Raw genomic sequence first — 14,731 nt, 5'->3', positions numbered from 1 at the left:
CACCATGCCCCACCCCACTCGTTTCGACTGGCAACGCTGGTTACCCGGCCTGGTCACCCTGCTCCACTACAAGGCAGCCTGGCTACCCAAGGACATCGCCGCCGGCCTGGTACTCACCACCATGCTGGTGCCTGTGGGCATCGCCTACGCCGAGGCTTCCGGCGTCCCCGGCATCTATGGCCTGTACGCCACCATCATCCCTCTGCTGGCCTATGCCCTGTTCGGTCCCAGCCGTATTCTGGTGCTGGGCCCGGACTCGGCGCTGGCCGCGCCTATCCTGGCGGTGGTGGTGCAATACGCGGCCAGCGACCCGCAGCGGGCGATCGCCATCGCCAGCATGATGGCCTTGGTCGCAGGGGCGTTCTGTGTGATTGCCGGGCTGCTGCGCCTGGGCTTTATCACCGAGTTGCTGTCCAAGCCCATCCGCTATGGGTACATGAACGGCATCGCCCTGACCGTATTGATCAGCCAGTTGCCCAAGCTGTTCGGCATCAAAGTCGACAGCGAAGGGCCCTTGCGCGACCTTTGGTCCTTGGGCCAGGCGCTATACGCCGGCCAAGGGCACTGGCCAAGCTTTGTCGTGGGTGCCGGTAGCCTGGCGCTGATTCTGCTGCTCAAACCGTTCAAGCGCCTGCCGGGCATCCTGATCGCCGTGGTACTGGCGACGCTGGCAGTGAGCGTGTTCAACCTCGATCAGATGGGCGTCAAGGTACTCGGGCAATTGCCCCAGGGCCTGCCCGGCTTCGTCTTCCCCTGGGTCAGCGACATTGACCTGGTCGAGGTGCTACTGGGCGGGATTGCAGTGGCGCTGGTGTCGTTCGCCGACACCAGTGTGCTGTCACGCTCCTATGCCGCGCGCCTCAAGATGCGGGTGAACCCCAACCAGGAAATGTTCGGCCTGGGCGTGGCCAACCTGGCCTCGGGGCTGTTCCAGGGCATACCGATCAGCAGCAGTTCGTCGCGCACCCCAGTGGCCGAAGCTGCCGGCTCGCAGACCCAGCTCACCGGCATCATCGGCGCCCTGGCGGTAACCCTGTTGCTGCTGGTAGCGCCCAATCTGATGCAGCACCTGCCCAACAGCGCTTTGGCTGCGGTGGTGATTGCCGCTGCACTGGGGCTGTTCGAGTTTGCCGACCTCAAGCGTATCTTCCGCATGCAGCAGTGGGAGTTCTGGCTGTCGTTCACCTGTTTTGTCGGCGTGGCAGTGTTCGGTGCCATTCCCGGTATCTGCATTGCCGTGGTGGTGTCGGTGATCGAGTTCCTGTGGGACGGCTGGCGGCCGCACCACGCGGTGCTTGGCCGGGCGGATGGGCTGCGCGGTTACCATGACATGCAGCGTTATCCACAGGCCCGGCGTATTCCAGGGCTGGTGCTGCTGCGCTGGGACGCGCCGTTGTTCTTTGCCAACGCCGAGCAGTTCCAGAACACAGTGATGGCGGCGGTAGACGCGTCGCCAACGCCGGTACAGCGGGTGGTAATTGCCGCTGAGCCTGTGACCAGTATCGATATCACTTCGGCGGACATGCTGGCCGAGCTGGACCGGGCATTGGAGGCGCGGGGGGTGGAGTTGCAGTTCGCCGAAATGAAGGACCCGGTGAAGGACAAGATGCGGCAGTTCGAGTTGTTCGAGCATATGGGGGAGAAGGCCTTTCATCCAACGGTGGGCGCAGCGGTGGATGCCTATCTGGAAGAGAGTGGGGTTGATTGGCAGCCCTGAATGGCCTGGGGGAGCGGGCTTAACTGCGAAGAAGCCCGCGCCGCCTCCGAAGCCGGTCAATCCAGATCAACATGGCGCTGGCATACACCGACACCGCCAGAAACAGCGCCATACGCACCGCAAATGCCTTGTACACATCCTGCCCACCTGCACTGTCCTGCACCGACTGCCCCAGCAAGATCAACATGGTCGTCAGGCAACTGACCCAGTACGCCGGGCTCTGCCGGCTCGGCACCGCCTGGTACAGGCGCCGAGCCTGCCAGAGGGCGAACAGCAGTACCCACAAAAAGAACATCCACAGGTGAACGAACAGGCTCAGCGCTACCCACAGCGCTATCGCCAACACCCCGGCAAGCAAGGTTGAACCGATCAGCTCCCGGCTGGCGTGCCGCGCGCGGGTTTCGCCTGCTTGTTGCCCCACGCTCACGGCCTTCATGATCAACGGCATGTACTGGTCAGGAGCGATCAATGCCAGCAGAAAGGCCGGCATCACGATCAACGTGGCACGCAGCGCCACCCAGCTGACATGCTCGCTGCCCAGCAGCGGCGGCACCGGCGGTGCTGGCGCATTGGCAGGTTCGGGGAACAACCTGTGCGCCACTGACGTGCCCAGCACTGCCAGCAGCATGCCTTTGGCCAGCGCTTCGACCACCGACAGTGCCAGGGTGAAGTCACTGGTGCCGGCAGCGGCGATCATGGTCAGGCCGACCACCAGCAGGTTGGCCAGCAGGCCGTTGCCGCCCTTCAGTGCATAGCGCAAGGTCAGGAAAACACCCACCCCGACCAGTAACACCCCGGCCAACGGAGCATGGCGCAACAGCGGAATCAGCAGCAACCCGCTGCCGCAAGCGAGCAGCACCAATAACGCCAGGGCCGGTGCCGCACGCAGGGGCAATGGCTGACTGCGCATGGCCAGCAACAGCACCGCAAACACCGGCGCCAGGATCGGCACCGGCAAGCCGATACCAAAGCTCACCGCCAGGCACAACGCCACACCCCAGGCCAGGCGCAGCGCCCGCAAGCGGCGCCATTCAATAGGCATACGACAGCCAGCTCATCAGCCACATGAACAACCGGCCCAGCAGGTTCAGTGGGTTGCCTTCGCTGGGCAGGGCCATGACCTCGGCCTGACCACCGACCCGCAGCACGGTCTTGTCCTGAAGCTGGTCGCGCTCCAGCTGGACAATCACCGGAAAGCGCTGCGCCGAACGCAGCCACTCGCGGCTATTCTGCACGGTCGGCAGCGTACCCGGCGGCGTGCTCTGGCCCACGCTCACGCCATAGCCAATGCTGCGTATACGCCCTTTCAACACGGTGCCCGGCAGCGCATCGAGCACCACCAGCACCGGGGTTTCAGGGCGCAAGCGACCGAGGTTGTTCTCGGTCATGTCGGCACTTATCCACACATCATGGATACTGATCAGGGTCATCATCGGGCTGCCTGCCCCGACATAGTGGCCAACGTCTGTGCGCAGGTCGGTGATCAACCCGTTCGCGTCGGCACGCACGACGGTACGGGCAAGGTCCAGGCGGGCCTTTTCCACATTGGCCGCAGCACTGCGCAGCTGGGCGTTGTCTTCCTGTGCCCCGCCCTGCTGCTCACGGGCGCGCTCTACCTCTGCGCGGGCTGCCGCCACTTGGCTGATGGCCTGGTCGCGGGTGGCCTGGGCGCCTTCCAGGCGGCGCACCGACACCGTACCGGGGTCCTCGTCAATCAGCCGTTTGAGGCGCTCGGCGTCCTGCCGCGCCTTGCGTTCGTTGGCCTGGGCGGCCACCAGCGCTGCCTGCGCCGAATCGATGCCGGCGGTACTGGCGCCGATCTGCCGGCGCACGGTATCGAGGTCGGCTTCGGCACGGGCCAAGGCAATGCGGTACTGCTCCTGATCGAGTTCGAACAGCACATCGCCCTGGCGCACCTCCTGGTTGTTGCCTACGGCCACACGCTTGATCTGCCCGGCCACTTCGGCGGCCACCGGGACCACGTAAGCCTGCAGGCGAGCTTGCTGGGTGTACGGCGTATAGCGGTCAGCCAGCAAGTACCAGAGCAGGCTGACGGCAATCAGCAGCAGCACCCAGCGCATGCCGCGATCCGGGGCTGACGGGGGCGGCGTGGGCGTGGCGTCGCTCATTCGGTTTCACCTTGTGCATGCGCGGAGGGGGCTGGCTCGTCGAGCAATTCGCCCCAGTCGGTGCGTTGCTGCATTTGCTGGCGGGTCGCCGGGTCGATCGGCGCGCGGCTGGCGTCCCAACCACCACCCAGGGCCTTGTACAAAGTCACCAGGCTGCTGACCGCGTTGCCACGGCTGACCAGGTAACCGTCCTGTTGCTGCAACAGCAGTTGCTGAGCATCGAGCACCCGTTGAAAATCAGCGAAGCCTTCGCGGTATTGCGAGCTGGCCAGATTCAGCGAGCGCTGCGCAGCCTGAGAGGCCTGGTCGCGAATGGTTGCACTCTGCAGCGAGCGCACCAGCCCGCTGGCAGCATCGTCGGCCTCACGGGCGGCTTCGCGCACGCCCTGGTGGTACAACTCGATCAGTTGCTGCAAGCGGGCATCTTCCACGCGTACGGTGTTCTTGCGCCGGCCATAGTCGAACGGGTTCCAGATCAGGCTTGGGCCAGCCGCCAGGTCGAAGGTGTCGGGCAGATGATTGGCCGATAAAAAGGTCCAGCCGATACTGCCAAGCAAGCTCAGCTGTGGATAAAGATCGGCCTCGGCCACCCCGACCAGCGCCGACTGCGCCGCCACTGCCTGCTCGGCGGCACGGATGTCCGGGCGGCGCTGCAGCAGGCTGGCCGGTACATCCTGCAACACTGCCCGGTTGGGCAAGGGCAGTTGGCCATGGCCGGCCGCCAGCTGCGGCAGCGGCCCAGGCGGGCGGCCGAGCAGCGAACACAGCACATTGCGCAGGGCATTGAGCTGGTTCTCGAACTCGGGAATGGTGGCCTGGGTCGCCAGGTATTGAGTACGCGCCTGCTGCCAGTCGAGTTCGTCATTTTCACCGTGGCGGAACAACCGCTCGGTGATCTCCAGGCTACGCGCCTGGCGCTTGGCGTTCTCTTGTGCAATAGCCTGCCGCGCCTCGGCAGTGCGCAGGGCAAAGTAGGTGTCGGCCACTTGCGCACGCAGCAGCAGCATGGCATCGGCGTAGTTGGCCTGGGAGGCGAAGTAGACGGCATCGGCGCTTTCGATGGCGCGACTGAAGCGGCCCCAGAAGTCAATTTCCCAGCCGATGTCGAAGCCCACGCTGGATTGCCAGAACACCGAATCACGGGCCGAAGGCGTACCAGACTGATCCTGCTTCAGGTACAGGCTTTGCGCACTCAGTTGCTGCAGCTGCGGATAACGCCCGGTCTGCACGATGGCCAACTGGGCACGGGCTTCAGCGATACGCAGGCCAGCCACGCGCAGGTTGGTGTTGTTGGCGTCGGCCTCGGCTATCAGCGCGTCCAGCGTTGGGTCGGCAAACACTGCCCACCACTGGCGCAGGTCGGGCGCCGCCGCGCTGCGCCCGGCCTGCTCCAGCATTGGCGTGCTCCAGCTGCCCAACCACGGCGTTTGGGGCTTTTCAAAATCCGGGCCGACTTGGGTGCAACCGGCCAGCACCATCAGCAGCCCCAGGCCACAGCAGCGGTTGGGCATGGCTCAGGCGGCAGGTGGTGCCGGTTGCTCCGGCACCTGCAGCGCAACCCATTGCCAGAACAACACGTAGGCCACGCCAAGGATTACCGGGCCGATGAACAAGCCGATGATGCCTTTGACCACCATCCCGCCCAATGCGCCGATCAGTACCACCGGCATTGGTACATCGACCCCGCGCCCCAGCAGCAGCGGCTTGAGCACGTTGTCGGCAAGGCCGGCGACAAAGGTGTAGACGGCAAAAATGATGGTCGCCACCGTGAAGCCTTCGGCGTTGAACACATAAATGATCACCGGCAAGGTCACCAGCGTCGCCGGGGCCTGTGCAATGCCCAGCATGAGGATGACGATGGCCAGCATCCCGGCACCAGGAACCCCTTTGACGATAAAACCAACACCGATCAGCAGCATCTGGATGAAGGCAATGCCAATCACCCCTTGTGCCACCGCGCGAATGGTAGCCGTACACAGCGTGGCCAGGGGTTTACCGCGCTCTGCGCCTGAAACCCGCATGGCGATGCGCTGGGCAGCGATTTCACCGCGTTCACCGAAGGCCATGATGACCCCGGAAATGATGATTGCGCCGATGAACAGAAGGAAAGCCCCACCGGCGCTGGCCGCAGCGCCCAGCACCGTTAGCCCGGCCCCCTTGATCTGGGGCATCCACTGATTCAGCACACTGGCCATGTTTTCGGAGGCCGCCAACCACAGCGCATGCACCTTCGGCCCGATCAGTGGCCAGGTCGCCACGGAATCAGGCGGGACCGGCACGCTCCAGGCGCCGCTCTTGAGCAGCGTCACCAGGCTGTCCACCGATTCGCCAATGGACATCATCACCAGGTAGATAGGTACCAGCAGCAGCACCAGAACCAGTAGCACCACCAGCGTCGCCACATAGCCTTGCTTGAGCCCGGTGCGGCGCTGGATACGGCAATGCAACGGGTACAACGTAACCGCCAGGATCACCGCCCACATCATCAACTCCAGGAACGGCTGAAACACCTGGAAAGCGAAGATCACCAAGGCTGCTACCAGACCGGCCTTGATGAGCACATCGAGCAAGCCCCGCGAAAGGGCGCTGTCCAGCTTGAAACTCGACTGCATGATTCACCTCCCGATACCCAATGCGCCAGCAAGGCGCAATTCACTGGCCCGTTTCAGGGGATGCCTGTACAGGGCTGTCATCGCGCAGCTGCCGCGCCAGGGCCATCATGACCAAGGGCACCACCGCCATCGACAAGGTGATGGCCAGCACCAGCAGGTCGTGTACCTGCTGGGTGAGTACCTGGTGCTCCAGCGCCAGCTTGAACACCACGAAGGCAAACTCGCCGCCCGAAGCCAGCACCACGCCCAGGCATAACGCCTGGGCCTGGTTGAGCCCACCGACCGTATGCCCCAGGCCATACAGCAAGGGCAGCTTGATCACCACCAGCAGCAGGGTGAGGCCCAGCACCATCAGCGGCATGCCGAACAGCAGGCGCAGGTCGGCACTCATACCTACGCCAACGAAGAACAATCCAAGCAGCAGGCCTTTGATCGGCTCGATCTGGGTTTCCAGTTCATGGCGGAACGGCGACTCGGCCATCAGCACACCGGCCAGAAACGCCCCCAGCGCCATCGACACACCCACATGCTCCATCAACCAAGCGGTGCCCAGCACGACCAGCAAGGCCGTGGCGGTCGACAGCTCAGGCAGGCCCGAACCCACCGTCCACTTGAATATCGGGGTCAGCAGATAACGGCCAAAAACAATCAGCACTCCAATGCCGACAGCTACAGCCAACAAAGGCCAGGCACCTTCGTCAGCAGTGCTGACATCGCCACCGAGCAGCGGCACCACGGCAATCAAGGGAATGGCGGCAATGTCCTGGAACAGCAGGATGGCCACGGCCAGGCGGCCATGAGGTTTGCCCAGGTCCTTGCGCTCGGCCAGTACCTGCAAGCCAAAAGCGGTGGACGACAGCGCCAGGCCCAGCCCCAGCACGATGGCGGCGGGTTTCGATTGGTCGAACAGCCAGAATGCCAGTAGCCCAAGCAGCACGGCGGTCAGCCCCACTTGCAAACTGCCGACGCCAAATAGCGCCCGGCGCATGGTCCACAGGCGCCTTGGGGACAACTCCAGGCCAATCACGAACAACAGCATGACCACGCCCATTTCCGACAGCCGCGCCACGTTGTCCGGGTTGCCGAGCAGGCCAAACACCGACGGACCAATCAAGATACCCGCCAAGAGGTATCCCGGTACTGCGCCCATTTTCAGACGCTGCGCCAGCGGTACCAGAAGCACCACAGCCAAAAGGAATACCACCGTCGCCTGCAACAGGCTGCCGTCATGTGGCATGAGCTCGTACCTTCGCAGCTCCCTGCAGGGAGGGGTTCAGAAACGTTCTTCGACGAACTTGAACGGGTAGGCGACCGCCTTGTACTTGCCGATCTTGCCGCGTTTGGGCAGCTTCACGTGCTGGTCGCGGGTTATATCCTTGTAGGGAATACGGCTGAGCAGATGGCTGATGATATTCAGCCGGGCGCGACGTTTGTCGTTGGAGTTGGCCATGAACCACGGCGCCCAAGCGGTATCCGACGCCTGGAACATTTCGTCACGCGCTTGGGTGTATTCATCCCAGCGGCTATACGACTTGAGGTCCATCGGCGACAACTTCCACAGCTTGCGGCCGTCGTTGATGCGATCCTGCAGGCGCCGGGTCTGCTCATCGGCGCTGACTTCAAGCCAGTACTTGATGAGGATGATCCCTGAATCGACCATGACCCTTTCGAACCCGGGTACTCCGGTCAGAAACTTGTCCACTTGCTCGCCAGAGCAAAAGCCCATTACCCGCTCAACGCCCGCACGGTTGTACCAGCTGCGATCGAAGATCACCACTTCACCCGCCGCAGGCAGATGGCCCAGGTAACGCTGCACGTACATCTGGGTCTTTTCCCGCTCGGTCGGTGCGGGCAGCGCCACCACACGAAACACCCGCGGGCTGACACGCTCGGTAATGGCCTTGATGGTGCCGCCCTTGCCGGCGCCATCGCGGCCTTCGAAGACAATGCATACCTTCAGGCCCTTGGCGACCACCCACTCCTGTAGCTTCACCAACTCTACATGCAGGTTCTTGAGCGCTTTTTCGTACGCCTTGCCGCCCAGCTTTTCTGGCTGTTTTTTGGGGGGCTTCCTGGACGGCTTCGACATGACACGCTCCTGAAGGCGAATGAAGAGTGAGTATGGTCGATTAATGCCAGTTTGCCGCTTCGCTTGCAGATTGATGTGGGGGCTGCCGTGCAGCCCCCGGGAGGCACTATTTGGCCAGCTTGTTGTAACTGGTCATCAGGTTGCGGTAGTCCGGGATATGGTTGGAGAACAGGGTACCCAGCCCTTCGATGTCGTTGCGCCAGTCACGGTGCAGTTCGCAGGCCACGCCGAACCAGGTCATCAGCTGCGCCCCGGCAGCCTCCATGCGTCGCCAGGCCGAATCACGGGTCAGTTCGTTGAACGTGCCAGAGGCGTCGGTGACGACGAATACCTCGAAGCCCTCCTCCAACGCCGACAGGGCCGGGAAAGCCACGCATACTTCAGTGACCACGCCAGCAATCAGCAGCTGTTTCTTGCCGGTGGCTTTTACCGCTTTGACGAAATCTTCGTTGTCCCAGGCGTTGATGTTGCCCGGGCGTGCAATGTAGGGGGCATCAGGGAACTGCTCTTTCAGCTCCGGCACCAGCGGGCCGTTGGGCCCCGTCTCGAAGCTGGTGGTGAGGATGGTCGGCAGCTTGAAGTATTTGGCCAGGTCAGACAGGGCCAAGACGTTGTTCTTGAAGCGGTCGGGGTCGATGTCCCTTACCAGCGAGAGCAAGCCGGTCTGGTGGTCGACCAGCAGTACGGCTGCGTTGTTCTTGTCCAGACGCTTGTATTGGAAGGTCACAGTGGATCTCCTTGCTTCAGCGGGTTGGGAGTATCAGCGTAGGCAAGGATGGAGGGTGGGAGAGACCGTCAGTCGGCTTGCCTGTACTGCCATGTGCCCCATCACTTCACAAATTCCTGAACTGATTATTTGCCGCCAGCGATTTTTCCCCTCGCCAACCGCCACCAGAATCGCTTCACCACAATCACAAAAAACCGTGAGGCCACTCCCGTGGACCAGACACTCCAAGTGCGGCAAGCTGCCGCCGACCTCGTCGCGGCGTTCGCCAGCAACGACACCGCCCGCTATTTCGCCTGCTTCAGCGAAGACGCCACCTTTCTGTTTCACACCTTGCCGTATCCGCTGCTGTCGCGTCGCGCCTATGAAGAGCTGTGGGCCCAGTGGCAGGCCGAGGGCTTTACCGTGCTTGCCTGCGAATCGGGCAACGCCCATGTAAGCCTGCAAGGCGACGTGGCTGTTTTCATGCACGATGTGGCCACGCGTATCCGCATCGGCGGTGAAGAGCACCCGTTGAGCGAGCGCGAGACCATTGTCTTCCGCCGCCATGGTGACCAGTGGCTGGCCTGCCACGAGCACCTGTCGGTCGTAACACCGGCCTGATCACCCTTTACGCGGCGCTGCCGCCCTGCCATCGCACCCACAAAAAGGCCCGCGCACTGCGCTGGCTACAACAACCGCGCTGGAGCACCACCATGAGCCACTCGACCGGTATCGAGACCAACGGCGTCGAACAGATCCCCGCCGATCAACGCGACGCCTCCCCGCTGGACCTGTTCCGCCTGATCTTCGGCGGTGCCAATACCTTCGCTACCGCCGTATTGGGCAGCTTCCCGGTGCTTTTCGGGTTGTCATTCCAGGCGGGTGTGTGGGCGATTCTGCTTGGCGTTGGCATCGGCGCGCTGATCCTTGCACCGATGGGGCTGTTCGGCGCGCTTAACGGCACCAACAACGCCGTTTCATCGGGCGCGCACTTTGGCGTACACGGGCGCATCGTCGGCTCGTTCCTGTCGCTGCTCACGGCGGTGGCGTTTTTCTCCCTCTCGGTGTGGAGCTCGGGCGATGCATTGGTCGGTGGTGCCAAGCGCCTGGCCGGCCTGCCAGAGACCGACCTGACCCTCGGTCTGGCCTATGGTTTGTTCGCGGTGCTGGTCCTGGTGGTCTGCATCTTTGGCTTCCGCTTCATGCTGTGGGTCAACAAGATTGCCGTTTGGGCCTCGAGCCTGCTGTTCCTGCTGGGCATCGTCGCCTTTGCCGGGCCCTTCGATGCCGGCTACGCAGGCAGCGTAAACCTTGGCCAGGCAGGCTTCTGGGCTGCGTTCGTCGGCGCGGCGATCCTGGCCATGAGCAACCCGGTGTCGTTTGGCGCCTTCCTGGGTGACTGGTCGCGCTACATTCCACGCGAAACCCCCAAGGCACGCATCATGCTGGCAGTGATCGCGGCACAGGGGGCGACGCTGATTCCGTTCCTGTTCGGCCTGTGTACGGCCACCCTGGTCGCCACCCAGGCTCCAGACTACATCGCCGCCAACAATTATGTGGGCGGACTGCTGGCGGTAGCGCCAAGCTGGTTCTTCCTGCCGGTGTGCCTGATTGCGGTGATCGGCGGCATGTCCACCGGCACCACCGCGCTGTATGGCACCGGCCTGGACATGTCCAGCGTGTTCCCACGCTTGCTCAGCCGAGCCGGCGCCACCCTGCTGATCGGCGTGCTGGCGATCGGCTTCATCTTCATTGGCCGCTTCACCTTCAACCTCGTGCAGAGCGTATCGACCTTTGCCGTGCTGATCATTACCTGCACCAGCCCGTGGATGGTGATCATGATCCTTGGCCTGATTACCCGCCGCGGCTTCTACCACGCCGACGACCTGCAGGTATTCACCCGCGGCCAGCGTGGTGGCCACTACTGGTTCCTGCACGGTTGGAACTGGCGCGGCATGGGGGCGTGGATCCCCAGCGCGGCGGTCGGCCTGTGCTTCGTCAACCTGCCGGGGCAGTTCGTCGGCCCACTGGGTGACCTGGCTGGCGGCATCGACCTGAGCCTGCCGGTCACGCTGGGGCTGGCTGGCGTGCTGTACCTGCTGTTGCTCAACCTGTTCCCTGAACCTGCTGGCGTGTATGGCCCCCTTGGCCCGCGATGGGTGCGTTGCAAAAGCACCGCGCATACGCCTGTGACCACCGCCGAAATGGCCTGACTGGAAACCGACCATGACCACTTCCCACTATATCGCCGGCCATTGGGTCGAAGGCCAAGGCAGCGACTGCATCAGCGTCAACGACCCTGCGCTGGGGCAACCGTTCGCCGAGCTGATGGCCGCCAGCGTGAGCCAGGTCGACCAGGCCGTCGCCGCTGCCCGCAGCGCCCTGCCCGCCTGGAAAAGCACCTGCGCCAGTGAACGTGCCGCCTTCCTGCGTGGTTTTGCCGAACAGCTCGGGCAGCGCCGTGAAGCGCTTGTCACCCTGCAGATGCGCAATAACGGCAAACCGCGTCACGAAGCGGAAATTGACCTGGATGACGCCATCGCCACCTTTGGCTATTACGCCGAGCTGGCCGAGCAACTGCCATCGAAAAACCGCGCTGTGCCGCTGGCTGCGCCGGGTTTCACCGCCCGCACCCGCCTTGAACCGGTGGGCGTGGTCGGCCTGATCGTGCCGTGGAACTTCCCGTTGGTGACCAGCGCCTGGAAACTTGCTCCGGCCTTGGCCGCCGGTTGCACCGTGGTGCTCAAGCCTTCAGAGGTCACCCCGCTGATCGAGCAGGCCTACGGCCAGATCGCCGACGCTCTGGGCCTGCCCGCCGGGGTGCTGAACATCGTCAACGGCAAGGCCGAGACCGGCGCCGCACTGAGCAACCACAACGGCCTGGACAAGTTGTCCTTCACGGGTAGCAACAGCGTCGGCAGCCAGGTGATGCGCAGCGCGTCGGCGCAGTGCCGGCCGGTGACGCTGGAACTGGGCGGCAAGTCGGCCATCGTGGTGTTCGATGATTGCGATGTCGACCAGGCGGTGGAATGGATTGTTGCCGGCATCAGCTGGAACGCCGGCCAGATGTGTTCGGCCACATCGCGGCTGCTGGTGCAGGACGGCATTGCCGATGCACTGCTGCCGCGCTTGCAGGCGGCACTGGAAAACCTGCGGGTGGGTAATCCTTTGACCGAAGAGGTCGACATGGGGCCGCTGACCAGCCAGGCGCAATGGCTGAAGGTGGCCAGCTACTTTGCCACGGCGCGGGAAGAAGGTTTGCAGTGCCTGGCTGGCGGCCATGCACTGGACCGTGAAGGCTGGTTCGTCAGCCCGACGCTGTATACCGATGTGCCGAAAGACAGCCGCCTGTGGACCGAGGAAATCTTTGGCCCGGTGCTCTGCGCACGGCGCTTTGCTACCGAGGAACAGGCCATTGCCGAAGCCAATGACAGCCGCTTCGGGCTGGTCGCCACGGTGTGCTCCGCCGACCTGGAACGCGCCGAGCGCGTGGCCGATGCGCTGGAGGTTGGCCATGTGTGGATCAACTCGGTGCAGGCGGTGTTCGTCGAAACGTCCTGGGGGGGCACCAAGGGCAGCGGGATCGGCCGTGAGCTGGGGCCTTGGGGGTTGTCAGCCTATCAGTCGGTCAAGCATGTAACCCGCTGTCTGGGCTGATATCGCAAGGGGCCGCCTTGAAGCTTCTCACCGGTGTCAGTCGACAGGCAGCAACCTGCAGCTTCAACGGCGGCAATGCCTGGAAAGGCTTTGAAATCGAGGTGATTAATCATCAAACCGTGGGGCAAGGCGAAATCTATGGTTTTCCGGCCTCCTCGCGGGTAAGCCCCCACAGGTAATCCACAACACCTCAGCCCTGTGGTCATCTTGTGGGAGCGGGCATGCCCGCGAAGAAAACCAACGCGGTGGATGGCACCGGCTTTGCCGGTGTTCGCGGGTGAACCCGCTCCTACAACGGCCTGTGCTGTGTGTAGGAGCGGGTTTACCCGCGAATACGGTGGCGGCTGCGACGGTGAGCGGCGGGTGGAAATTGGCCAGCAGGGCCGGCCCTTTCGCGGGTGAACCCGCTCCTACAGGCGACCGCGAAGGCTTTTCAACTGTTGAGCGCCCACGAGCAGTTCACCCGCGAAGAGGCCGGTACAGGCCATACAAACATTCCCCCCGCGTGACTTTCTCCAGTGCCCGCAAAGTCCCACTTCCTGGTACCCCCATAATCACAACACCAGGCCGGACCACCCATGCACCCTCAACGCACCGCCTTGCACAATGAACTGCACGCCCGTCCGTCACTCTATTTCGACGGCCCGGCGCATGTCTTCCACCTGGCCTTGCTCGGCGGCGATGCTGCCTGTACAGCATTGCTACAACGCTGCTGCCCTGATGTTTCGGACACCGGTGCCGCACAAGGCATCACTGACATGGATGGCCACCCGTTCAAATGGGAGCGGCACACCGAGTTCTTCACGTTGACGCTGGTTGTGCCATGCACCACAGCCGATACCACATGGCAAACCCTGCCGCCGGTGCTGGCCGAGGCGATTGCGCCGCAGGCGGGGCAGGTGATCAATGCAGTGCAGGTGCTGGTACGTCACGAACAGGACCTGAACCTGGCCCACTATGGTTTCAAAGACCCGTGCGGCTCGTGCGTGGGTGGTGGCGATGCGGTGGTATGGAGCGACTTCCGCCTGACCGAGGATGGCACCAACCGCTTCCTGTTCATCAACAGGCGCCTCAATGCCTACCGCCAGGGCCGCATGATCCGCCGCCTGCTGGAAATCGAGACGTACCGCATGATGGCTTCGCTGACCCTGAGCACGGCCAAGCAACTGAGCCAGGAACTGGATGCCTTCGACAAGACCCTGGTCTGCCTCTCCGAGCGCAGTGCCGGGGTCGATGGCCATGATTCCAAAGGGCTCTTGGAAGCCATTGCCCACCTGTCACGTCAGGTTGTAAGCCGCACGGTAAAAACCCGTCACCGCTTTGGGGCCACCCAGGCCTACGCACAGCTGGTGTTCGAACGCCTGGGGGAGTTGCGGGAAAGCCATGTGGGTGACTGCCAGCGCCTTGGGGTATTCATCGAGCGCCGGTTCAAGCCGACCGTGCGCTACTGCGCAGCCACCGAGCAACGGCTGGAGCAGTTGGCGAAGAACGTGGCCAACCTGGGCGACTTGCTGCAGGCGCGGGTGCAAGTTGAGATGGAGGAGCAGAACGCCGAGATCTTGCGCAGCCTCAATGCCCGGGCAGATGCCCAGGTGAAAATCCAGCGAGCGGTGGAGGGGCTGTCGATCATCGCCATCACCTATTACCTGCTGAATCTGTTCAAGCTTTTGTATGGCGGGCTGAATGTACTGGGGTTGGGACTGACGGCGCGCGATGGCTTGATGGCCATGGCGCCGCCAGTCCTGCTGGTGCTGCTGGTGATACTGCTGCGTATCAGGCAGGCCAAACAGCATTGAGTTGGGGGGCCTTGCCCCCCGATGC

Annotated in this window: 13 protein-coding genes; 6 read left to right on the top strand and 7 right to left on the bottom strand. The window is 63.2% G+C overall.

What is annotated here, in order from left to right:
* The first annotated feature begins 4 nt into the window (after positions 1-4).
* Positions 5-1,717, top strand: coding sequence for a SulP family inorganic anion transporter (locus REH59_RS03635; RefSeq protein WP_014862061.1), 1,713 nt, complete (start codon positions 5-7; stop codon positions 1,715-1,717).
* A gap of 19 nt (positions 1,718-1,736) precedes the next feature.
* On the opposite strand, the gene REH59_RS03630 is transcribed toward REH59_RS03635, so the two are convergent.
* The 7 genes from REH59_RS03630 to ycaC all read right to left on the bottom strand — a co-directional run bounded on the left by REH59_RS03630 (position 1,737) and on the right by ycaC (position 9,274).
* Positions 1,737-2,759, bottom strand: a complete 1,023-nt coding sequence (locus tag REH59_RS03630; protein WP_014862062.1) for a DUF2955 domain-containing protein — start codon at positions 2,757-2,759, stop codon at positions 1,737-1,739.
* Complete coding sequence (locus tag REH59_RS03625) at positions 2,749-3,846, bottom strand: HlyD family secretion protein (RefSeq protein WP_003247419.1); 1,098 nt, start codon at positions 3,844-3,846, stop codon at positions 2,749-2,751. Before REH59_RS03625 ends, REH59_RS03630 begins: the two co-directional genes overlap by 11 nt.
* Positions 3,843-5,357 (bottom strand): efflux transporter outer membrane subunit, encoded by a 1,515-nt coding sequence (locus REH59_RS03620; protein WP_014862064.1) that lies wholly within the window; start codon positions 5,355-5,357, stop codon positions 3,843-3,845. The genes REH59_RS03625 and REH59_RS03620 overlap by 4 nt, the downstream gene beginning before the upstream one ends.
* A 3-nt stretch (positions 5,358-5,360) precedes the next feature.
* Positions 5,361-6,458 (bottom strand): AI-2E family transporter, encoded by a 1,098-nt coding sequence (locus REH59_RS03615; protein ID WP_003247421.1) that lies wholly within the window; start codon positions 6,456-6,458, stop codon positions 5,361-5,363.
* 40 nt (positions 6,459-6,498) lie between these two features.
* A complete protein-coding gene (locus REH59_RS03610) occupies positions 6,499-7,695 on the bottom strand; it encodes a monovalent cation:proton antiporter-2 (CPA2) family protein (protein WP_014862065.1) in 1,197 nt (398 codons plus the stop codon).
* 36 nt (positions 7,696-7,731) lie between these two features.
* Positions 7,732-8,547 (bottom strand): polyphosphate kinase 2, encoded by an 816-nt coding sequence (gene ppk2, locus REH59_RS03605; protein ID WP_003247423.1) that lies wholly within the window; start codon positions 8,545-8,547, stop codon positions 7,732-7,734.
* 106 nt (positions 8,548-8,653) lie between these two features.
* Entirely contained in the window at positions 8,654-9,274 is a 621-nt protein-coding gene (gene ycaC, locus REH59_RS03600; protein ID WP_003247424.1) for an isochorismate family cysteine hydrolase YcaC, read from the bottom strand.
* Positions 9,275-9,484: 210 nt separating this feature from the next.
* Here ycaC and REH59_RS03595 point away from each other — a divergent pair, with 210 nt between their 5' ends.
* From REH59_RS03595 to REH59_RS03575, 5 genes are all read left to right on the top strand, one after another.
* The gene (locus tag REH59_RS03595) at positions 9,485-9,874 is read left to right on the top strand and encodes a YybH family protein (RefSeq protein ID WP_004575697.1); all 390 of its coding nucleotides are present in this window, start codon (positions 9,485-9,487) and stop codon (positions 9,872-9,874) included.
* 92 nt (positions 9,875-9,966) lie between these two features.
* Entirely contained in the window at positions 9,967-11,466 is a 1,500-nt protein-coding gene (locus REH59_RS03590; RefSeq protein ID WP_010951957.1) for a purine-cytosine permease family protein, read from the top strand.
* 13 nt (positions 11,467-11,479) lie between these two features.
* Positions 11,480-12,910, top strand: coding sequence for an aldehyde dehydrogenase family protein (locus REH59_RS03585; protein WP_014862066.1), 1,431 nt, complete (start codon positions 11,480-11,482; stop codon positions 12,908-12,910).
* A 17-nt stretch (positions 12,911-12,927) separates the two neighbouring features.
* Positions 12,928-13,089 carry a hypothetical protein gene (locus REH59_RS03580; protein WP_014862067.1) on the top strand — a complete coding sequence of 54 codons (162 nt, stop codon included), beginning with the start codon at positions 12,928-12,930 and terminating at the stop codon, positions 13,087-13,089.
* A 399-nt stretch (positions 13,090-13,488) separates the two neighbouring features.
* Entirely contained in the window at positions 13,489-14,706 is a 1,218-nt protein-coding gene (locus tag REH59_RS03575) for a DUF3422 domain-containing protein (RefSeq protein WP_014859287.1), read from the top strand.
* The last annotated feature ends 25 nt before the right edge of the window (positions 14,707-14,731 follow it).

This window comes from Pseudomonas sp. BO3-4, from assembly GCF_034044115.1.
GTDB classification, from domain to species: domain Bacteria; phylum Pseudomonadota; class Gammaproteobacteria; order Pseudomonadales; family Pseudomonadaceae; genus Aquipseudomonas; species Aquipseudomonas alloputida.
Note: the sequence above shows the minus strand (reverse complement) of the source record. Positions and strands in the feature narration are given on the sequence as shown.

Coding starts and splice junctions, on each gene's coding strand:
- REH59_RS03625 (WP_003247419.1), bottom strand. CDS start 3,846: ATGAGCGACGCCACGCCCACGCCGCCCCCGTCAGCCCCGGATCGCGGC.
- REH59_RS03630 (WP_014862062.1), bottom strand. CDS start 2,759: ATGCCTATTGAATGGCGCCGCTTGCGGGCGCTGCGCCTGGCCTGGGGT.
- REH59_RS03610 (WP_014862065.1), bottom strand. CDS start 7,695: ATGCCACATGACGGCAGCCTGTTGCAGGCGACGGTGGTATTCCTTTTG.
- REH59_RS03585 (WP_014862066.1), top strand. CDS start 11,480: ATGACCACTTCCCACTATATCGCCGGCCATTGGGTCGAAGGCCAAGGC.
- REH59_RS03635 (WP_014862061.1), top strand. CDS start 5: ATGCCCCACCCCACTCGTTTCGACTGGCAACGCTGGTTACCCGGCCTG.
- REH59_RS03615 (WP_003247421.1), bottom strand. CDS start 6,458: ATGCAGTCGAGTTTCAAGCTGGACAGCGCCCTTTCGCGGGGCTTGCTC.
- REH59_RS03575 (WP_014859287.1), top strand. CDS start 13,489: ATGCACCCTCAACGCACCGCCTTGCACAATGAACTGCACGCCCGTCCG.
- REH59_RS03620 (WP_014862064.1), bottom strand. CDS start 5,357: ATGCCCAACCGCTGCTGTGGCCTGGGGCTGCTGATGGTGCTGGCCGGT.
- REH59_RS03590 (WP_010951957.1), top strand. CDS start 9,967: ATGAGCCACTCGACCGGTATCGAGACCAACGGCGTCGAACAGATCCCC.
- ppk2 (WP_003247423.1), bottom strand. CDS start 8,547: ATGTCGAAGCCGTCCAGGAAGCCCCCCAAAAAACAGCCAGAAAAGCTG.